The organism is Tsukamurella paurometabola (assembly GCF_900631615.1).
GTDB classification, from domain to species: Bacteria; Actinomycetota; Actinomycetes; order Mycobacteriales; family Mycobacteriaceae; genus Tsukamurella; species Tsukamurella paurometabola_A.
Genome location: NZ_LR131273.1, coordinates 4,557,476 through 4,576,922 on the forward strand (window position 1 = coordinate 4,557,476; position 19,447 = coordinate 4,576,922).

Annotated in this window: 20 protein-coding genes; 11 read left to right on the forward strand and 9 right to left on the reverse strand. The window is 71.1% G+C overall.

The window, feature by feature from the left end; all coding sequences use genetic code 11:
• Positions 1–48 precede the first annotated feature (48 nt).
• Positions 49–429 carry a VOC family protein gene (locus ELY19_RS22675; RefSeq protein WP_126198507.1) on the reverse strand — a complete coding sequence of 127 codons (381 nt, stop codon included), beginning with the start codon at positions 427–429 and terminating at the stop codon, positions 49–51.
• Between the two features lie 40 nt (positions 430–469).
• Here ELY19_RS22675 and ELY19_RS22680 point away from each other — a divergent pair, with 40 nt between their 5' ends.
• From ELY19_RS22680 to ELY19_RS22700, 5 genes are all read left to right on the forward strand, one after another.
• Positions 470–1,333 (forward strand): ribokinase, encoded by an 864-nt coding sequence (locus ELY19_RS22680; protein ID WP_126198508.1) that lies wholly within the window; start codon positions 470–472, stop codon positions 1,331–1,333.
• A complete protein-coding gene (locus ELY19_RS22685; RefSeq protein WP_126198509.1) occupies positions 1,330–2,208 on the forward strand; it encodes a Vgb family protein in 879 nt (292 codons plus the stop codon). The genes ELY19_RS22680 and ELY19_RS22685 overlap by 4 nt, the downstream gene beginning before the upstream one ends.
• A gap of 109 nt (positions 2,209–2,317) precedes the next feature.
• Positions 2,318–2,848 (forward strand): diaminobutyrate acetyltransferase, encoded by a 531-nt coding sequence (gene ectA, locus ELY19_RS22690; RefSeq protein WP_126198510.1) that lies wholly within the window; start codon positions 2,318–2,320, stop codon positions 2,846–2,848.
• A gap of 36 nt (positions 2,849–2,884) precedes the next feature.
• Entirely contained in the window at positions 2,885–4,183 is a 1,299-nt protein-coding gene (gene ectB, locus ELY19_RS22695; protein ID WP_126198511.1) for a diaminobutyrate--2-oxoglutarate transaminase, read from the forward strand.
• On the forward strand, positions 4,180–4,569 hold the full coding sequence (locus ELY19_RS22700) for an ectoine synthase (protein WP_126198512.1): 390 nt from the start codon (positions 4,180–4,182) through the stop codon (positions 4,567–4,569). Before ectB ends, ELY19_RS22700 begins: the two co-directional genes overlap by 4 nt.
• A 77-nt stretch (positions 4,570–4,646) precedes the next feature.
• On the opposite strand, the gene ELY19_RS22705 is transcribed toward ELY19_RS22700, so the two are convergent.
• Positions 4,647–5,417, reverse strand: coding sequence for an energy-coupling factor transporter transmembrane component T family protein (locus ELY19_RS22705; protein ID WP_126198513.1), 771 nt, complete (start codon positions 5,415–5,417; stop codon positions 4,647–4,649).
• Entirely contained in the window at positions 5,414–7,405 is a 1,992-nt protein-coding gene (locus ELY19_RS22710; protein ID WP_227967052.1) for an ATP-binding cassette domain-containing protein, read from the reverse strand. Before ELY19_RS22710 ends, ELY19_RS22705 begins: the two co-directional genes overlap by 4 nt.
• Before the next feature lie 94 nt (positions 7,406–7,499).
• Here ELY19_RS22710 and ELY19_RS22715 point away from each other — a divergent pair, with 94 nt between their 5' ends.
• Positions 7,500–8,252 (forward strand): isocitrate lyase/PEP mutase family protein, encoded by a 753-nt coding sequence (locus tag ELY19_RS22715; protein ID WP_126198514.1) that lies wholly within the window; start codon positions 7,500–7,502, stop codon positions 8,250–8,252.
• 3 nt (positions 8,253–8,255) lie between these two features.
• Here the strand turns inward: ELY19_RS22715 and ELY19_RS22720 are convergent, their stop codons facing one another.
• Both ELY19_RS22720 and ELY19_RS22725 read right to left on the reverse strand, forming a co-directional pair.
• Entirely contained in the window at positions 8,256–8,798 is a 543-nt protein-coding gene (locus ELY19_RS22720) for a TetR/AcrR family transcriptional regulator (RefSeq protein ID WP_227967053.1), read from the reverse strand.
• Between the two features lie 89 nt (positions 8,799–8,887).
• On the reverse strand, positions 8,888–9,772 hold the full coding sequence (locus ELY19_RS22725) for a twin-arginine translocation signal domain-containing protein (RefSeq protein ID WP_126198516.1): 885 nt from the start codon (positions 9,770–9,772) through the stop codon (positions 8,888–8,890).
• A 95-nt stretch (positions 9,773–9,867) separates the two neighbouring features.
• On the opposite strand from ELY19_RS22725, the gene ELY19_RS22730 reads away from it, so the two are divergent.
• Positions 9,868–10,647, forward strand: coding sequence for a hypothetical protein (locus ELY19_RS22730; RefSeq protein WP_126198517.1), 780 nt, complete (start codon positions 9,868–9,870; stop codon positions 10,645–10,647).
• A 63-nt stretch (positions 10,648–10,710) separates the two neighbouring features.
• On the opposite strand, the gene ELY19_RS22735 is transcribed toward ELY19_RS22730, so the two are convergent.
• Positions 10,711–12,066, reverse strand: a complete 1,356-nt coding sequence (locus ELY19_RS22735; RefSeq protein WP_126198518.1) for an MFS transporter — start codon at positions 12,064–12,066, stop codon at positions 10,711–10,713.
• Positions 12,067–12,076: 10 nt separating this feature from the next.
• Entirely contained in the window at positions 12,077–13,447 is a 1,371-nt protein-coding gene (locus ELY19_RS22740; RefSeq protein WP_126198519.1) for an MFS transporter, read from the reverse strand.
• A 113-nt stretch (positions 13,448–13,560) separates the two neighbouring features.
• Here ELY19_RS22740 and ELY19_RS22745 point away from each other — a divergent pair, with 113 nt between their 5' ends.
• From ELY19_RS22745 to ELY19_RS22760, 4 genes are read left to right on the forward strand one after another with little or no spacing between them, the layout of a single operon-like run.
• On the forward strand, positions 13,561–14,595 hold the full coding sequence (locus tag ELY19_RS22745) for a magnesium and cobalt transport protein CorA (protein ID WP_126198520.1): 1,035 nt from the start codon (positions 13,561–13,563) through the stop codon (positions 14,593–14,595).
• A 9-nt stretch (positions 14,596–14,604) separates the two neighbouring features.
• Positions 14,605–15,471 (forward strand): Sir2 family NAD-dependent protein deacetylase, encoded by an 867-nt coding sequence (locus tag ELY19_RS22750; RefSeq protein WP_416222719.1) that lies wholly within the window; start codon positions 14,605–14,607, stop codon positions 15,469–15,471.
• Between the two features lie 47 nt (positions 15,472–15,518).
• The gene (locus ELY19_RS22755; RefSeq protein WP_126198521.1) at positions 15,519–17,741 is read left to right on the forward strand and encodes a glycoside hydrolase family 3 C-terminal domain-containing protein; all 2,223 of its coding nucleotides are present in this window, start codon (positions 15,519–15,521) and stop codon (positions 17,739–17,741) included.
• A 60-nt stretch (positions 17,742–17,801) separates the two neighbouring features.
• Entirely contained in the window at positions 17,802–18,155 is a 354-nt protein-coding gene (locus tag ELY19_RS22760; protein WP_126198522.1) for a helix-turn-helix domain-containing protein, read from the forward strand.
• A gap of 3 nt (positions 18,156–18,158) precedes the next feature.
• On the opposite strand, the gene ELY19_RS22765 is transcribed toward ELY19_RS22760, so the two are convergent.
• Both ELY19_RS22765 and ELY19_RS22770 read right to left on the reverse strand, forming a co-directional pair.
• Entirely contained in the window at positions 18,159–18,743 is a 585-nt protein-coding gene (locus ELY19_RS22765; protein ID WP_126198523.1) for a ClpP family protease, read from the reverse strand.
• On the reverse strand, positions 18,740–19,357 hold the full coding sequence (locus ELY19_RS22770) for a ClpP family protease (RefSeq protein WP_126198524.1): 618 nt from the start codon (positions 19,355–19,357) through the stop codon (positions 18,740–18,742). The genes ELY19_RS22765 and ELY19_RS22770 overlap by 4 nt, the downstream gene beginning before the upstream one ends.
• Positions 19,358–19,447: the final 90 nt, after the last annotated feature.

The window sequence follows — 19,447 nt, forward strand, 5'->3', positions numbered from 1 at the left end:
GTGACGCGAGGACCGCCCGGCGGGCCCGCGCGACGGTACGGCGGACCGTCAGGCCAGGTTGAGCTGCCAGGACACGCCGAATCGGTCCCCCACCCAGGCGAAGGCGGTGGAGAAGCCGTACTCCCCCAGCGGCATGTAGGTCTTCCCGCCCGCGCCGAGCTCCTCGGTGAGCCGCTCCAGTTCCTCGCGGTCGTCGCAGTCGACGAACAGCGACGTCGAGGGGGTGAAGTCGAAGGCGTGGTCGACGGAGCTGTCGCTGATCAGCACGTGCTGCCCCTTGATCACCAGCTCGGCGAGCTGGATGCCGTGCTTCGGGTCCGCATGCGGCACCGAGTTCAGCACGGCACCGTCGAACGTCGTGACGTACAGGTCGATCGCCTGCGCGGCGACGGCGCCCTGGAACATGAGGAACGGACGAATCATGGTCATGCGGCGAGCCTACGTCCGGCGCGGGCCGTAGGGTGCGGGCATGACGTCGGTGGTCGTGGTGGGGAGCGTGAACCTGGACGCGGTGACCGTCTGTGACCGGTTTCCACAGCCGGGCGAGACGGTGACGGGCGTGTCCGTGGCGTTCGGTCAGGGCGGCAAGGGCGCGAATCAGGCCCGGTCTGCCGCGCGGTCCGGGGCCGCGACCGCGTTCGTCGGGGCGGTCGGCGACGACGACGCGGCCCGCACGGTCCTGGACTCGCTCGCGGGCGCGCGCGTGGACGTGTCGCGCGTCGCCCGGGTGCCGGGCAGTACCGGATTCGCGAACGTCACCGTCGACGGCTCCGGCGAGAACCACATCGTGGTCGTCCCCGGCGCGAACGGGGCGGTCCGCGTGGACGACGCGGCGCGCGCAGCGATCGGCGCGGCGGACGTCCTGCTCCTCCAGCTCGAGATCCCGCTGCCCGCGGTCCTCGACGCCGCCCGCGCCGCCCGGGAGGCGGGCACCGTCGTCCTGCTCAATCCGAGTCCGGTGCGATCGCTCCCCGACGAGCTCATCGCCCTCCTCGACGGCGTGATCGTCAACCGCGACGAGGAGAAGGCACTGGCGGAGGTCCTGCGACGGGTACCGCACGTCGTCACCACACTCGGGGGCGACGGCGCCCGCGCGACCGGGCCGGACGGCACCGTCGACACCCCGGGATTCGCGGTCGACGTCGTGGACACCACCGGGGCCGGGGACGCGTTCGCCGGGGCGCTCGCGGCGCACTGGGACCTGTCCCCCTCCGAACGCCTACGCCGCGCCAACGCGGCCGGCGCGCTCACCGCCACCGCTCCCGGGGCCGCGGCGGCCCCGACGGCCGCCGAGGTCGACGCCTTCCTCACCACCCAGGAGACCACCCGATGACGATCACCGTCCACGACGTTCCCGGCGCCGGCCCGTACGCCCTGACCACCGGCCCCGACGGTGCCCTGTGGTTCACGCTCGTCGGGAGCGGCGAGATCGGCCGATACGACGTCACCACCGGGGCGACGGTGCTGTACCCCGTGGGGCCGGACACCGGCCCCACGATCATCACGACCGGTCCCGACGGCGCGCTGTGGTTCACCGAGTACCGCGCCCACCGCCTCGGCCGGATCACCGTCGACGGCGAGCTCACGCACGTCGACCTCCCGCCCGGATGCGGCCCCTTCGGCCTCGCGACGGGTTCCGACGGCGCCCTGTGGTTCACCGCGACCGCCACTGACCGGATCGGCAGGGTCACCGTGACCGGCGAGGTCACGGATTTCGGGTTGCCGATCCCCGGCGCCTTCCCCTCCGCGATCGCCGCCGGCCCGGACGGCGCGCTGTGGTTCCCGCTCAATCAGGCCGACGCGATCGGCCGCATCGACACCACGGGGGACGTCTCCGTGATCGGCCTGGACTCCCCCGGGTGCGCGCCGGTCGGCATCGCCGCAGGGCTCGACGACGCCCTGTGGTTCGTCGAGATCGGGGCCGGGCGGATCGGGCGGATCACCCCGGACGGTGCCGTCACCCATCACGCCCTGCCCGATCCCGCCGCCCGTCCGCACGGCGTGTGCGCCGGCCCGGACGGACGTGTCTGGTTCACCGAATGGGCCGGCAATGCCCTCGGATCGGTCGACACGGAGGGACGAATCCGCAGGTACGAGCTACCGGTGCCCGGCGCCGAGCCGCACGGCATCGCCACCGGCCCCGACGGCGCGCTGTGGGCCGCGCTGGAGGCCGGGTCGCTCGCGCGGCTGGCCCCGCAGGAGCCGTGATGTGACCCATCTCACATTGACCCGACTCGCTGGGGATACCCGGGGGTTCCGGTGACCGATTCCGCGACGCGGGTGACTTCCGCAATGCCGGTTGTTAGCGTCGAAAGCGATGAGCCCGTCTCACAAGAGCGATCCCACCGCCCCCGCGAAAACGGGGGTCAGTACCCGACGCCCGACGATCGACGACGGCATCCGACTGTGGGAGATCGCCCGGGACACCGAGGTTCTCGATCTCAATTCGACGTACGCGTACACACTGTTGTGCCGTGACTTCGCCGACTCTTCGATCGTCGCCGAACACGACGGCGCCGTAGCCGGTTTCGTCACGGGGTACCGCCGTCCCGACCGCCCGGACACCCTGTTCGTGTGGCAGGTGGCGGTGGACGCCGCCCATCGGGGCCACGGCATCGCCTCGCGTATGCTCATCGACTTGTTGGACCATCTTGCGGTGCAGGGCGTTTCACGCCTGGAGACCACGATCACCGCATCCAACACGGCGTCTCAGGAGCTCTTCGGCTCCGTGGCGAAGAAGCGCCGTTCCACCCTCACGGTGCGCGACCTGTTCGCCTCGCACCACATCTCCCCCACTGAATCCGACCCCCACGAGCCCGAGCAGCTGTACATCATCGACCCCGCATGACCGCGGGGCCGCTGCCGGCCCACTAGGAGGATCACCATGTCCACCCTGACCGACGAGAACACCAGCACCGCCGATTTCGAGCAGCCCTCGATCTTCAGCACACGCGAGTCGCAGGTACGCAGCTACTCGCGCGGTTGGCCTGCCGTCTTCGATCGGGCCGAGGGATCATGGCTCATCGACCGCGACGGCCGCCGCTACCTGGACTTCTTCGCGGGCGCCGGTGCCCTCAACTACGGGCACAACCACCCCAAGCTGAAGCAGGCCCTCGTGGAGTACATCTCGGAGGGCCACATCACCCACTCCCTCGACATGTCGACCGTGGCGAAGGGTGAGTTCCTGCAGACCTTCGAGGACAAGATCCTCAAGCCACGCGGCCTGGACTACAAGGTCCAGTTCCCCGGCCCCACGGGAACCAACACCGTCGAGGCGGCACTGAAGCTGGCTCGCAAGGTCAAGGGCCGCGAGTCGATCATCAACTTCACCAACGCCTTCCACGGCATGACGCTGGGCGCCCTCTCCGTGACCGGCAACTCGATGAAGCGCGGCGGCGCCGGCATTCCGCTGGTGCACGCCACGCCGATGCCGTTCGACAACTACTTCGACGGCGTCGCACCGGATTTCCAGTGGTTCGAGGCCGTGCTCGCCGACTCCGGTTCCGGCCTGAACAAGCCCGCCGGCGTCATCGTCGAGACCGTCCAGGGCGAGGGCGGCGTCAACGTCGCCCGGCCCGAGTGGCTGCGCGCGCTGGCCGACCTGTGCGAGCGGCACGACATGCTGCTCATCGTTGATGACGTCCAGATGGGTTGCGGCCGTACGGGTCCGTTCTTCTCGTTCGAGGCCGCCGGGATCACCCCGGACATCGTGACCCTCTCGAAGTCGATCGGCGGCTACGGCCTGCCGATGGCGCTGACGCTGATGAAGCCCGAGCTGGACGTCTGGGGCCCGGGCGAGCACAACGGCACCTTCCGCGGGAACAACCCCGCGTTCGTGACCGCCAAGCACGCGATCGACGAGTTCTGGTCGGACGACGTCCTTGAGAAGGAGACCCTCCGCAAGGGCGCCCACATCGAGAAGCGTTTCGACGAGCTGTGCGCGGAGTTCCCCGAGCAGCTGAGCCACCGCGGCCGCGGCATGGTGCAGGGTCTCGTGTTCACCGACGCCGACAAGGCGGGCGAGGTCTGCGCCGCCGCCTACGAGCAGGGCCTCCTCGCGGAGACCTCCGGCCCGTCGGACGAGGTGGTCAAGCTGCTGCCGCCGCTGACCATCACCGACTCCGAGCTCGACCTCGGCCTCGACATCCTCGCCACCGCTACCCGAAAGGTGCTGTCCGCATGATCGTCCGTACGACCGACGAGATCACCGGGACCGAGCGCGACGTCGCCGCCGGCCACTGGCGCAGCAAGCGCATCGTGCTCGGCGGGGACAAGGTGGGCTTCTCCTTCCACGAGACCACCATCGAGCCCGGCACGGTGAACGAGTTCCACTACGCCAACCACGTGGAGGCGGTGTGGCTCGTGGAGGGCGAGGGCACCCTGCTCGACCGGGAGACCGGCGTGGAGTACCCGCTCGCCCCCGGCACCATGTACCTGCTCGACGGGAACGAGCGGCACACCGTGACCACGAAGACCCGCATGCGCATGCTGTGCGTCTTCAACCCGCCGGTGGTCGGCACCGAGGTGCACGACGAGAACGGCGTCTACCCCCTGGTCGCCGTCGACTGACACCCCATACCGCAATTGAACACCGTTTCGGACAGAAGACCCCCAGGTCGGAATGTCGGAAACGGTGTTCAATTGCGTTAGAGGGCGAGTGCGAGGGCGCACACGGCGAGGACGACCAGGCCGGCGAGCGCGTCGATGCGGCCGGGCCCGGCGGCGCGCACGACGAGGCGCCCGGTGCCACCGCGTGCGGCGATCGCCTCGCCCATCTCCGTCGCGCGACGCAGCGAGACCACCATCGCGGCGACGCAGAGGTCGACCAGCTCCGCACGCCGCGAGCGCTTCACCGCGGGTGGCGGCTGCAGCCGCCGCGCCGCCGACAGGGTCCGGAACTCGTCGATCATCAGCGGGAACGTGCGCAGCGCCAGCGCCAGAGTCACCGCCCATTCGTCCACCGGCACCCGCACCGCGCGCAACGGGCGAGCCAGTCCCGCGACCGCCGGCGCCACGTCGGCGGGGTCGGTGGTCCACGCGATGAGTGCACCCGCGCCGAGCAGCACCAGCCCCAGCACGACGATCCGCAGCAGGTTGAGCAGGCCGCCCAGGCCCACGGTGGCGGCGCCGAGCTGCACGTGGGGCGCACCGCCGCTCGCGGCCATCAGGCCCCCGCCGATGAGGACCACCACCAGCACCCAGCGCGGCACGGACGGGACCACCGAGAGCGGGATCCTCGCCGAAGCGGCGGCGAGGACCAGCAGTGCGGCGAACATTCCCACGACGGGCCAGCTCGGGTCGATCGTGAGCACCACCGAGATCGCCGCCACGGCCAGCAGTTTCGTTCCGGCCCAGAGATCGTGCAGGTAGGAACGCCGAGGCAGCGGCCGCAGCACCAGCGAGGTCGACCGGCTCATCCGATCTCCTCCCCGTCGACCACGCCCCGCGTGAGATGAACGGTGCGGTCGCACAGCCGGTCGAGGTGGTCGACGTCGTGCGAGATGATCACCATCGCCTGGCCGCCGTCGCGGATCCCGATCAACAGCTCGATCAACTCGCGTTGCGACGGCAGGTCGAGGCCGGCCAACGGCTCGTCGAGGATCAGGAGCCTCGGCGCCCGCGCGAGGAGTCCGGCCAGCGCCACGCGCCGGAGCTGGCCGCCGCTGAGCCGGTCCACCAGGAGACCGGACGTCGCCGCGGGCAATCCCACGCCGGCCAGGGCGCGGGCGATCTTCGTCGCGTCGTCGCCGCGGTACCCGGCGAGCGCCGCCAGTGCATCGCCGGCGGTGCCGCGCACCAGCTGCAGCCGGGCCGCCTGGAGCGCGAGCCCCACGGCTCCCACCTGCTCGGTGACGGGCGCACCGTCGAGGTCACAGGTGCCGGCGGTCGGCTCGAGCAGGCCGGCCATGACCCACGCGAGCGTCGACTTACCGGAGCCGTTGCCGCCGCAGAGCAGCACCGCCTCGCCCTCCCGCACGGCGAGGTCGACGCCGCGCAGCGCGGTGCGCCGCCAGGGCGTCCCGGCGTCGTACTCGTAGTGGACGTCGCGCAGCACCAGCAGCGGCGCACCGGGTTCGGGGCGTACGCCGGCGTTCGGCGTGAGCTCGGGAGGCTCGGCACGCTGGGCAACGCCGAGGTCGACGGTGCGGTCCGCCCCGGCCGCCTCCTCCGGGTAGTGGGTGATGTTCACCAGACCGAGATCGTGGCGGCGGGTGAGCCCGCCGAGCAGGGCCATGAGGTCATCGCGTCCGTCGCGGTCCACCATCGTGGTGACCTCGTCGGCGATGACGAGCGCGGGCCGGCGGGCCAGGGCCGCCGCGACGGCGAGGCGCTGCGCCTCACCACCCGACAGCCCGGAGGTGTCCCGCTCCCCCATACCGCCGAGCCCGACCTCCGCGAGCAGACCGTCGACGTCCACGTCGACCCCGTCCGGCAGGCCCCACACCACGTCGTCGGCGACGCGGATCCCGAGCACCTGACTGTCGGCGTGCTGCAGGACCAGGGCCGTGCCGCCGACCCGGCCGAGCCCCACGGGGCCGGGCCGTTCGACGGTGCCGCCCGTCGGCGGAAGCCCGGCCAGCACGCGCATGAGCGTCGACTTGCCGGTGCCGTTCGCGCCCGTCACCGCGACGTGGTCCCCGGGATTCACCGCGAGGGAGACACCCGAGAGCGTGTCCCGATCGGCCTCCGGATAGCGAAAGGCGACGCCCTGCAGCCGCATCGGCAGGGGCCCGGGCGCGCCGTCGCCGGACTCGCGCGGGAAGAGATCGCGCGGCGCGGCACTGGTGGCCCGGACCCGGCGCAGCACCGGTGTGAGGATGCGCCACGCGAAGGAACAACCGAACACCACGATGAGCCAGACCGACACCCACACGAAAGCCTGCCAGTGCAGCAGGCCGAAGTCCGCGAGGCGCTGCAGCGCCGCCCCCGGGCCCGCGCCGCCCGGGAGCGGCAGCAGGAGCGCGCCGAGGCCGCGGACGTTCGCCGCGAATGCCCCGAGCACCACCGTGCGCATCTCCGCGAACACCGCGAGGAAGGCGAACACCGCGGTCGCGACCACGACGCCCCACAGCGCCGCGACCGTGAGCAGGGTGCCGCGCCCGCGGCCCCGTCGGCGCACCTGACCGCAGATCACGCCCATGTACACGCAGGTCCACGCGGACACCAGGCCGCCGAAGCCCGCGAGCAGGAAGGCGACGGTGCCCGACGCCATCGTCGTGGCGACCGCGACCCGGGCGCGGTGGTGGAAGGCCAGCACGCCCATGGGAACGGCTCCCGCCCAGGCGAACACGACGGCACCGGGGACGACCATGGACAGCACGGCGATCGCGGACATGAGGGCGGCTGTGACCGCCGCGTGCGCGAACTCCACGGGCCGCAGCGGGCCCGACTGGGTTTCCGACATCGAATCACCCTATCCGCGACCCCACATATCGGTGGGCACGACGGGCCCGCCGGATTCCGAGCGGCGGGCGGGCGGATGGACCAGACTGGGGTCCATGACCTCGCTCGCAGATCTGGCCGTCACCCTCAAGTCCCTGCACCGCAAGGGAGATCCCGTCGTCCTCCCCACCACGTGGGACGCCTGGTCCGCGCGCACGGCGGTCGCCGCCGGGTTCGCCGCGCTCACCGTGGGCTCGCACCCGATGGCCGATTCGATCGGCAAGCCCGACGGCGAGGGCATGAGCTTCGACGAGGCGATGACCCGCGTCGCGCAGATCACGGCCGCGGTCGGCGTGCCGGTATCGGTCGACATCGAGTCCGGCTACGGGCAGAGCGCCGAGCGGATCATCGAGGGGCTCCTCGGCGCCGGCGCAGTCGGTCTGAACATCGAGGACACCGTCCATTCCGAGGGCGGTCGCTTCCGCGACGCGCAGGAGCACGCCGATCTCGTCGCCGCGCTCCGCGCCGCCGCCGATGCCGCCGGAGTGCACGTGGTGATCAACGCTCGCACCGACATCTTCAAGAACCAGGTGGGTGAGGCGGAGGACCGTGTCGAGCGCGCCATCGGGCGGATGCAGTTGTGCGCCGACGCGGGTGCCGATTCGGTCTACCCGGTCGCGTTCCACGATGCGGCCACGCTCCGGCACCTCGCGGACGCCCTCCCCCTCCCCGTGAACGCCATCGCGAATCCCGCGACCGACGATCTGGCCGCGCTGGCCGCCGCCGGTGCGGGCCGGATCAGCTTCGGCCCGATCTGGCAGATGCAGCTCACCGAACGCTCGAACGAGCTCCTCGCGCGCTGGCGCTGATCGTCAGGCTTCGCGGGATGCCCTGGCCGTGATGAGTACCAGGGCATCATCGACACACCGGCCGACGAACGCGTCGTCCGGCGCTGCGCCGCCCACCAGGATGCGGAAGTAGATCGGTGCCGCCACGGTCTCGATCACGTCGCGTGCGGTCACCCGGCCGGTCAGCTCGCCGCGGTCGACCGCCCGCTCGATCACTGGGGCGATGCCCTCGAAACGAGTGTTCCAGAACCGTCGTCGCGCCGCGTCGACCTCGTCGTCGTGCGACATCGCGAGAGTGGTCCCCACGAGTCGCGCCATCCCGGGCCGTGCGAGGAGCGCCACGATCTGCTGCGCCACCTGGAGAAGGTCGGTACGCAGGTCACCTGTGTCCGGGGCGGGGTTACCGTGGGCCGCGAGTTCGGTGACCGCATCTGCGACGAGAGCGGTGGGCGTGGACCAGCGCCGGTAGACAGTGGTTTCCGCCACCCCGGCCCGCGTCGCGACCTCGGCGATGCGCAGCCCCTCGAAACCGTGCTCGGCGACCTGCGCGAGGGCGGCCGCGAGCACAGCCTCTCGAACGCGTGCCGACCTGCCGCCCGTGCGCCGACGCGGCGCCCCTTCCCGCTCCATATCCCAGTTCTACGCGACGCCGTCGGTCAGGCAGAGGCGAGGTAGCCGTCGATCCAATTGCCGAACTCGACGGCGAGGTGCCATTGGTGTTCGGTGATGCACAGGCCCGGTACAGCCGCGGGAAACGCGACCCGGAGCCGGCCGCGGAAGCCGCCGTCCGGTAAGTCGCGGAATTGATGGCGCACACCACCGATCATCTCCCCCGACGCCAGGAACGCCGTACCGGCGAGCTCGAGCGGGTACGACGGATCGCGCGGGACCGGGATGGCGGCGACGTCGGTGTAGTCGACGAAGAACCGTAGGGGCAGCACCGCGCCGCCGGTCACCTCGATCACCTCCTGCCGACCGTCGCGACCCGTGACGATCACGTAGTGGTCGGGGCAGGCACCGGTCCACACCGGCTGGTCGTCGGTCGTACGCTCGCGTGTGAACCACTCGACCATCCCCTCGGCGGTGCCTCGCGGCGCCGCGATCTCGGTGTCCGCGATCGCCCACCGCCCGCCCGATGCGGCCTTGGCCGCGAGTGTCGCGGCGCCCGCCATCGCCGTTTCCGGCTCGAGCATCTCGCGAATCCGGTCCACCCCCAGACTCTCGCGCGTGCGGGCGAGGGCGGCGCGTGCGGCGGGGAGGTCGGACGGATCGACGGTGCCACGGTCCACCAGCGCATGCAGCTCCCCCACCGCGACCCCGGGATGGTCGCGCAGCAGGCGCGCCGCGGTGATCGGCATCCGGCGGCGTTCCCACGCCCGGACGCTCGCCTGCGACACGGATACGCCCGCGAGCCGGGTCCGGAGCTCGGGCCGGCGGGCGGGTTCGGCGAGCGCCCCGCCCTTCGTCGCAACCGCCGCCGCGAGCCCCGCTCCCGCCGCCCCGGTGAGGAATCGCCGCCTGCTCGGTACGAATCCTGTCATGTGACCTCGCTCTCTTAACGCTTGAATTTCTAGCGATAATGAATACAGTGGAGTGACGACGCTCACATGTCAAGACTCGACGAAGGCGGGCACCCATGACCGACCACGACGGCATCACGACGTTCATCGACGACCGGCGGATCGAGCCGGATCGATTGCGCGCCTGGGAGGAACGCCGCCTCGGAGTCGTGTTCCACAGGCTTGCAACCGGTCTCGGTGCGCGTGCGATCGCGGAACTCCTGCCGGGCACATCGCTCCGCGACGTGCTCCGCGCACCGATCGCCGTGCAACGAGAGACGCTCACGACGGTCAAAACGCGACTCGGGCACGCCGGCACGTACGCCCTTCTCCGGCGCGAGCTCGCCGTCTCGGAGCTCACGACGCGTGCCGCGGTCGCGGGCAGCCGGGGCCGGACCGCGACCGCTGTGACCCGCCTAGCGGCGCCCGGGGTCACCGCCGAACGGTTCGCCGCGTGGTTCAGCGACCTTACGGCGTCGAACCGCGGGGCCGCGATGCTCGCCGCGTGCCCGGACCACTACCTTCTCCGGGGCCTGCCCGACGGGCGTCAGGAGGTCGTGGAGACCACCGGCGGCGCCCCCACCGCGTCCCGCTTCCTCGTCGACTACACCCGGACCGGTGGCCTGAGCACGGCTTCGGATCCTGCGTACCCGATCCAGATCGCCGGCCTCGCGCTGCTGGACGACGGGACGTGCATCGGAGGCGTTCGGCACCAACTGCGCGACCGCCGCGGCGCACTCGAGGCCCTGCTCACCGTCGAGTTCCCCGCCCTCGTGCCGGCCCGCTTCCTCCGGCAGCACCAATGGCATCTCGCCGTCGAGTTCGGCAACTGGATCACGGCGTCCACGGCGGAATGATCGTGCACGACTGCGCGGGCACGGAATCTGCTCGGGCGTCCTGCGGGAATCCGGACGGTAGTGCTACCGCGCACCGTCGGCCACGAAAGCGCTGCCGCGCTCGCGGTCGAGGAAGGTCTCGGACTTGTTGCGGAGGAAGAAGATGTACACGAACAGCGAGATCGCGATCGTGATCGTCACGTAGGCGATGAACCAGGGCACGTGGCCGGACTTCTTGGCGGCCTCGTAGATCAGCGGCGCGGTGCCGCCGAAGATCGAGTTGGCCAGCGCGTAGCCGATGCCCACCCCGAGCGCCCGGACGTGCGACGGGAACAGCTCCGCCTTCACCAGCGCGTTGATCGACGTGTAGCCGGTGATGATGATGTAGCCGAAGCAGACCATCGCAAGCGACCCGATCGCGACGTGGATGTTCGGCAGGAACGTGATGAGGAAGTACGTGTAGCAGACGCCGCCCACCCCGAAGAACACGAGCATCGGCTTGCGGCCGATGCGGTCGCTGATCATGCCCCCGACCGGCTGGATGAGCATGAGGAAGATCAGGCCGATGAGGTTCACCCACGTCGCCGTCAGCGCGTGGTCCGTGTACGCGGTCTTGACGATGGCCGGGGCGTTCACGCTGTAGACGTAGAAGGCCAGCGTCCCGCCCATCGTGATGAGGAAGCACAGCACCAGTTGCCGCCAGTAGCCGGTGAGCAGCTCGCGCATGGTCCCCGAACTGGTGTCCTCCCCGTCGCGGATCGCCGCGAGCTGCTCCTCGGAGAGCGACTCGTCCATCGTCCGGCGCAACCAGAAGACGACGATCGCCGCGACGCCGCCGACGAAGAAGGCGATGCGCCAACCGAAATCGGACACCTGCGCCTTGGAGAAGATCCCCAGGAGCAGGAGCAGCATGAACTGGGCCAGCACATGGCCGCCGACGAGCGTGACGTACTGGAACGACGAGAAGAAGCCGCGCCGCTCACGCGTCGCCGCCTCGGACATGTACGTGGCGGAGGTGCCGTACTCACCGCCCGTCGCGAAGCCCTGCACGAGCCGGCACAGGATGAGGATCACCGCGGCCGCGACGCCGATCGTCTCCCGGCCGGGCACGATCGCGATGATGAACGAGCACGCGGCCATGAGGGAGACGCTCATCGTCAGCGCCGCCCGCCGGCCCCTGCGGTCGGCGTAGCGACCGAAGAACCACGATCCGACGGGCCGCATCACGAACGTGACCGCGAAGATCGCATAGACGTAGACGGTCGAGTTCTTGTCCGCCTTGTCGAAGAACTGGCTCTCGAAGTACGTCGCGAACACCGTGTAGACGTAGACGTCGTACCACTCGACGAGGTTGCCGCTCGATCCGCGCAGCGTGTTCCAGATCGCCCGCCGGGTCTCCGCCCGGGACGAGACCGGTGTCGTCGCGCTCGATTCCGTCATGATCGCCTTTCTAGACCTCGTCGGCGGAACGCCCCGTGCTCCGGTGGCCGAGGGCGGCCACGGTGATCATCAGCGCGAGCATCGCCGCCGCCACTACCGCGAACACCCACACGCTGCCACGCTCGTCGAGAATCGGAAGCAGAACGAACGGAAGAAACGCGGTCACCAGCTTCGACAGCGAGTACGCCGCGCCGGCAGCGGTCCCGCGGATCGCCGTGGGATAGGAATCGGCGAGATACACGTGATAGGCGTTCGAGAACAGGTTCGACGCGAGCGTGTAGAGGAACCCGGACAGCACGATCTGCGCGGGGCCCGCTGCGAAACCGAACCACAGCCCGAAGGCGGCCATCAGGCCCGCCGAGCCGATCACGAGGTAGCGGCGCTCGATGCGCTCGACGATCGGGACCGCGAGCGCGGCGCCCAACGGGTAGCCGACGTAGGACAGCGCCACGAACAACAGCGAGGTCTGGATCGAGTACCCCTTGGCCAGAAGGACGAGCGGTGCGATGGTGCCGAACCCGTAGTAGCCGAAGACCTCCAGGGCGGAGACGATCCACAGCATGACGGTGCGGCGCCGGTACGGCGGGCGGAACAGCGCGCGGATCGTGATCGACCGGGACCGCACCGGGCGGAGTGTCGTGTCCGGCTCCGCCAGCACCTTCCCCTCCGCGACCGCCTGTGCCTCCAGCCCGCGGACGATGGCATCGGCCTCGTCGTAGCGCCCCTGCGCCTCGAGCCAGCGCGGCGACTCCGGCAGCCCCCGGCGCACGAGCCAGACCAGCAACGAGCCGAGCGCGCCGAAGACGAACAGCAGCCGCCAGCCCTGCACCTCGACCCCGCCGAGATCGAAGACCTGCGGCGTGAGCCAACGCGCGGCGAACCCGACGACGGGCACGCCGAGGAACGACACGACGTAGGCGAGCGAGATGTACTTGCCGCGCACGTTCTTCGGCAGGATGTCCGAGAGGTAGGAGTCGGCGAGCGCGAACTCGCCGCCGATGCCGATCCCGGCGACGAAGCGCGTCACCACGAGGAACGCCGCTTTCGGGCTGAACGCGCCGGCGAGCGACATCGCCGAGTACAGCGCCAGATTGATCATGAAGGCCGTCCGCCGGCCGTAGCGGTCCGCGAGTCGCCCCATGAACAGCGCGCCGATGAACTGGCCGATGAACGCGGACGCCAGCAGGAGCTTGAGTTCGTCCGGTCCGAGCGCGAAGTCCCGCTTGAGCACGGTCGCGATCGTCGCGGCGAGGAAGTTCTCGTACTGGTCGAAGAACAGGCCCAGCCCGATCACGCCGACCGCCGCGCCGTGCAGGCGGGTCATGGGCAGCCGGTCCAACCGCGCCGCGATCGAGGGCGCCTGCGAGGTCTCGGTGGTCATCGTCGAAATATACTTCGGAGAACGAATACACCGGTTTCCGGGCGGTGACCAGCGGACGAATGGGCGGTGCGATACCCCCACACGCGCGCCCGACGTGGAGTTGAATCACGGGAGTGATCGTCGATTGCGCCCACTACCTGGACGGCGCCCGGCAGGCCGAGGAGACCCTCGCGCCACTGGACGCCGCCCGCCTGTGCACGGAAAACGGATTCGTCTGGCTCGGCCTGTTCGAGCCGACACCCACCGAGATGGAGTCCGTCCGCGAGGCCTTCGACCTGCACGAACTCGCGGTCGAGGACGCGCAGGACTACCACCTGCGCCCGAAGGTCGAGGACTTCGAGGCCTCGGTGAAGCTCGTCATCCTGCGGACCGCGCGGTACGACGACGCCCGCGAGGAGGTGGATTTCGGCGAGATCAGCGTCTTCGTCGCGAGGAACTTCGTCATCACGGTGCGGCAGGGCGTGGCGAGCGAGCTGCACGAGGCGCGCGCTCGGCTCGAGCAGAAGCCCGAACTCCTCGCGCTGGGCACGGACGCCGTGCTGTGGGCGATCCTCGACCAGGTCGTCGACGGGTACGAGCCCGTGGTCGCCGGACTGGAACACGACATCGAGCAGATCGAGGCGACGGTGTTCTCGGGCGCAGTCGCCCCGACCGAGCGCATCTACCTGTTGCGCCGCGAGGTGACCAACTTCTACCGTGCCGCCCACCCGCCGCTCGCGGTCGTCAACGCGGTCGGCAAGAGCCTCGGCGAGGAACGCCTCTCCCCCTACGTGCGCGACGTCTACGACCGGCTCCAACTCGTCAACGAGGAGGTCTCGGCGCAGCGCGACCTGCTCGGCACCATCCTGCAGGCGAACATCGCCGTCGTCTCGGTCCAGCAGGCGCACTCCGCGGCGCGGCAGAGCTCGACGATCGAGCGGCTGACCGTCCTCTCCACCATCTTCCTCCCGCTGACCTTCGTGACCGGCTTCTTCGGCCAGAACTTCGGCTGGCTGGTCGACCACATCGGCGGCCCCTGGCAGTTCCTGATCTTCGGCGTGTGCGCCCTCTTCGTCCCGCTCATCGCCCTGAGCGTCTGGCTCCGGCGCAAGGACGCGATGCCCGAGAATCCGCTCGGCTCGACGGACCGACCCGGCCGGCCGACGTAGCCTGGATCCGTGCGCACTGCGATGCCTGCCTGGGAGCCCGCGGAGGCCACCGCCCCGGACCCGGACTACGCCGAGCGGCTGGACCGGGCCCGCGCGCTGCTGCACGGTCGCCGCATCGTCGCCCTCACCGGCGCAGGCGTCTCCACCGCATCCGGCATTCCCGACTACCGCAGCCCGGGCGCGCCCCGTCGGACCCCGATGACGCTCCAGCAGTTCCTCGGCTCGGCCGAGTTCCGGCGCCGCTACTGGGCCCGCAACCACCTCGGCTGGCGGCAGATGGACGCGGCGCTGCCCAACGCCGCGCACCACGCGCTCGCGGCCCTGCCCGGCGTCGCCGGTGTGATCACGCAGAACGTCGATCTACTGCACCTGAAGGCGGGGTCACGCGGGGTGATCGATCTGCACGGCAACTACGCCCAGGTGCGGTGCCTGAGCTGTGAGAACCGCATCAGCCGGCATCGCCTGCACGCCCGGCTCGAGCCGCTCAACGCCGGATTCGTCGCGCGGATCGCGGGCCGCGGCGCGCTCGAGGTGGCCCCGGACGCCGACGTCGTGGTCGAGGACACCACCGACTTCACGATGGTCGACTGCGGCAGGTGCGGCGGGATCCTCAAACCCGACATCGTGTACTTCGGGGAATCCGTGCCCAAACCGCGCGTCGCGCGCGCCTTCACGATGGTCGACGATGCCGACGCCCTCCTCGTGCTCGGCAGTTCGCTCACGGTGATGTCCGGGCTGCGCTTCGTGCGACACGCGCACAAGCGGGGCACCCCCATCGTGATCGTCAACCGCGGGCGCACCCGGGGCGACGACCTCGCCGACGTCACCGTCGACGTGGACGTGGCGACGGCCCTGCAGCACCTCGCCGCCCCCTGACCGGGTGCGCCGCCGGCGCATCGTCCACCACCACTGAGAGGAACCCCGTGAGCACCGAGGCCACCGCCGCCGACCTGCCGATCGAGGATCGTGCCCGCCTCCTGACCGGCGCGGACTTCTGGACCACTGCGGCAGCACCCGGAGTGGCGTCGATCGTGCTCACCGACGGTCCGCACGGCGTCCGGCGGCAGGTGGGCGACTCGGATCATCTGGGCCTCCACGCCGCCGCGCCCGCGACGTGCTTCCCACCGGCCGTCGCCGTGGGGTCGAGCTGGAACCCCGACCTCGCGCGGCGGATCGGCGGGGCCGTCGCCGCGGAGGCGCGGGCGCTGGGCGTCGCCGTCGTGCTCGGCCCGGGGGTGAACATCAAGCGGCACCCGCTGTGCGGCCGCAACTTCGAGTACTACTCGGAGGATCCACTCCTCGCGGGCGCGCTCGGTTCCGCTCAGGTGCAGGGCCTGCAGGACGGCGGCGCCGGCGCCTCGGTCAAGCACTTCGCCCTGAACAACCAGGAGACGGAACGCATGCGGGTCAGCGTCGACGCCGACCCGCGCACCGTCCGCGAGATCTACCTGCCCGCCTTCGAGCGCATCGTGAAGGAAGCGGCCCCGGCGACGGTCATGTGCTCCTACAACCGCATCGGCGGGGTGTACGCCTCCGAGAACCACTGGCTGCTCACGAGCGTGCTGCGCGACGAGTGGGGCTACGAGGGACTCGTCGTCTCGGACTGGGGCGCGGTCCACGACCCGGTCGCCGCGGTGCGCGCGGGGCTCGACCTGGAGATGCCGCACGGCCCGAACAGCACGGCGCGGATCGTGGCGGCGGTGCGGTCCGGCGAGCTCGACGAGGCCGTCGTGACGCGCGCGGCACAGCGCGTGATCGACCTGACGCGGTGGGCACCGTCGGACGACGCGCCGGCGCCGGACCTCGAGGCGCACCACACGCTCGCACGGGAGGCCGCGGCCGAGTGCGCCGTCCTGCTGCGCAACGAGAACGCCGCGCTCCCCCTCGACGCCGCGGCGAGCACCGTGGCCGTGATCGGCGAACTGGCCCGCACCCCGCGCTACCAGGGCGGAGGATCGAGCCACATCAACGCCACCCGCGTCGACGTACCGCTCGACGAGATCGCAGCCCGCGGAGGCGATCTGGGCGTCGCGGTGGAGTTCGCGGCGGGATACGGGCTCGGCGACGCCGCCGACGTCACCGCGCTCCGCGACGAGGCCGTCGCCGCCGCAGCCCGATCCGGGGTGGCCGTCGTCTTCGCCGGACTCACCGACGCCGAGGAGTCCGAGGGCTTCGACCGGCCGGACCTCGCGATCGCACCCGCGCAGGTGGAACTGCTCCGCGCGGTCGCCGCCGCGGCGCCCCGTACCGTCGTCGTGCTGGTCGGGGGCGGGGTGATCGACCTCGAGCCCTGGCACGACGAGGTGGATGCCATCCTCGAGGCCTTCCTCCTCGGCCAGGGCGGCGGCGCGGCGATCGCCGATCTGCTGTTCGGGCTCGCAGAACCCTCCGGCCGGCTCGCGGAGACGATCCCGCACCGTCTGGAGGAGACGCCGGCGTTCGGGAACTTCCCCGGCGAGTTGGGCACGGTGCGCTACGGCGAGGGTCTCCTCGTCGGCTACCGCTGGTACGCCTCGCGCGGGATCGCGCCGCGCTACCCGTTCGGCCACGGACTCGGGTACACCTCGTTCGCGATCGACGGCCTCGCCGTGCGGGCCACCGGTCCGGACACCGCGACCGCGACGGTCCACGTCACGAACACGGGCGAGCGCGCGGGCAGCCATGTGGTGCAGCTGTACGTCGGCGGCGGGCCGGGCCCCGTGTTCCGTCCGCGACGGTCGCTGGCCGCCTTCCGCAAGGTCAGGGTGGAGCCGGGGGCCTCGACCACGGTGACCCTCGAACTGCCGAGGCGGGCGTTCGCCCACTGGGATGCGCCCCGCGGCGACTGGGTCGTCACGCCCGGCGACTACCTCGTCGAAGTGGGCGGCAGCAGTGCGGACATCGACGGTGCGGCCGCGGTCGCACTCGACGGCGACGTGATCGTGGAGCCACTGAGCATGGACTCCACGATCGCCGAGTGGGCGGCGCACCCCGTCGCGGGCGAGGGCTTCCGAGCGGCGCTGGGCGCGACGGCGGGAGGGATGCCCATCGACCAACTGCTGGAGCTCGCCGGATCGATGCCGCTCGGGAAGGCGCTCGACATGCTGCCCGGGCCCGCGGGCGACGAGGCCCGCGCCCAGCTGGAGGCCGCGATCGCCGGGCAGTGACCGCTCTGCTCAGAGCGGATCCGACGGTGCCGGTCGCCCAGCCGTCGTAGCGTTGCCGGTATGAGGACCCACGGCGAGGCACTGTTCCGGCACGAACTGGGTGCTCACCTGCGTCGATTGCGGCACGAGCGGGGCGAGCGGCTCGCCGATACCGCCGAGCGGGCCGGGATCTCACCCCAGTACCTCTCGGAGATCGAGCGCGGCCTCAAGGACCCGTCGAGCGAGATGCTGGCGGCGATCGCCGGGGCGCTCGGCACCGGCGTCGGCCCGATCGTGGTCGAGGTGGGGCGCCGCCTGGACGCCGCGCGGCCCGTCCTGCGCCTCGACCGCACGGCGACCGCGGTGCCCGCGGCGGGCCCCGTCGCCCCGATGCCGTCGACGCCGGGGCCCCGCCTCCTGGCGCTGGCGGCCTGAGACTCAGGCCTCCTCGATCACTTCGTCGATCAGCCCGTACTCGACGGCCCCCTCGGCGGTGAAGACGCGGTCGTGATCGGTGTCGGCGCGCAATTCCTCCAGCGTGCGCCCCGTGTGCCGGGCCAGCACCCGCTCCATCTGGGCCCGGACCCGGATCACCTCGTCGGCCTGCAGGATCAGGTCCGGGATCGTCCCGCGGCCCTGCGCCGAAGGCTGATGCAGCACCACCCGCGCATGTGGCAGCCCCATCCGCCGGCCGGGGGTGCCGCCCGCGAGGAGGAGCGCCCCCACCGCGACCGCCTGCCCGACGCACGTGGTCGCGATCGCGGGCCGGATGTAGCGCATCGTGTCGTAGATCGCGAGCGCCGCGCTCGGATCGCCGCCCTCGCAGTTGATGTACAGCTGGATCTCGCCGTCGCCGTCCGAGGCGAGGAACAACAGTTGCGCGACGATCGCGTTCGCGACGCCCGCGTCGATCGCCGTGCCGAGGTAGACCACGCGCTCGGAGAGCAGATGCGAGTAGACGTCGGTGATCCGCTCGCCGTTCGGGCGCCGGTCGATGACGTTGGGGATCGTGTAGGTGCTCATCGCGCGGCCCCCGTCAGGTCGAATCCGGCGCGCCGCCGGCCGGGCACGATCGTCGCGAAGGAATCGACGATCTCGTCGATGAAGCCGTACTCGCGCGCCTGCTCCGCCGTGTACCAGCGGTCGTGGAGCGAGTCCTCGAAGATCTGCTCGAGCGGCCGTCCCGTGTCCTCGGCGATCAGGCCGAGCACGGTGTCGCGCGTGTGCCGCAGGTCGCCCGCCTGCAACTCGATGTCGACGGCCGTGCCGCCGATGCCGGCCGAGCCCTGGTGCATGAGCACCCGCGCGTGCGGCAGGGCTCTCCTCTTGCCCGGCGTGCCGGCGGACAGCAGGAACTGCCCGGCGCTGTAGGCGATGCCGAGGACCAGTGTGGAGACGTCGCACGGCACGAGCCGCATGACGTCGCGGATCGCGAGCATCGACGGGACGGAGCCGCCCGGCGAGTGGATCCACAACGCGATGTCGGACGAACCGGTGGACGCGAGGGACAGGATCTGGGTGGCCAGCAGGGAGCCGTTGTCGTCGTCGAGCGGACCGTCGAGGACGACGACCCGGCGGTCGTAGAGCTCGCGGCGCACCCGTTCGGTGAACTGGGGAATCTTCGGGTTATCACTCATGCGCCCATGATGGAGCGGCGCGGGAGTTCCGGACAGACGAATCCGCCTGGGGCGGAACCGCTCACGGCAGCTCCGCTCCAGGCGGATCGA